This is a genomic window from Gemella sp. GH3 (genome assembly GCF_013415425.1).
Classification (GTDB): Bacteria; Bacillota; Bacilli; order Staphylococcales; family Gemellaceae; genus Gemelliphila.
Genome location: NZ_JACBYC010000067.1, coordinates 1 through 412, shown reverse-complemented (window position 1 = coordinate 412; position 412 = coordinate 1). Strand labels below are relative to the sequence as shown.

Here is a 412-nt window from a genome sequence, read left to right as displayed (position 1 = left end):
ATTATCGTTTAAAGCTTTTATTTGACACTTGTACACTGTTTGATCTAGAAATGTAACGATAACTGAATCACCTTCACTATAACGCATGACATTTTTTATATGATGAATATCTTCTTTATTTTCAATAAAAAAGCGCTGAAGTTTATCAGCGCTTTGATTAATAAAATATCTTTGCAAATTAATCACTCACTTTCTGACCAACGATGCAGACCCAACCGTTGTCATGTTCTACAGAAATAATATTAAAACCAACACGCTTCATATGAGATTCTATCTCTTCATATTTTTCTTCTATAATACCTGAAGTAATAAAATATCCTTCTTCAAATAATGTATTATAAGCATCTTCTATCATTTCTTCAATAATGTGAGCAAGAATATTTGCAATAACGATATTATATTTCTCTTTTTT

2 protein-coding genes are annotated in these 412 nt (G+C 28.2%); both read right to left on the bottom strand.

Annotated features, from left to right (window positions below; all coding sequences use genetic code 11):
* Nucleotides 1-177: RNA methyltransferase PUA domain-containing protein (locus HZY83_RS08350; RefSeq protein ID WP_370520031.1), on the bottom strand; the 177-nt coding region annotated here is incomplete at its 3' end.
* Nucleotide 178: 1 nt separating this feature from the next.
* Nucleotides 179-412, bottom strand: a 234-nt coding sequence (locus HZY83_RS01650) for a 50S ribosomal protein L11 methyltransferase (RefSeq protein ID WP_179942353.1), incomplete at its 5' end; no start/stop codon positions are given.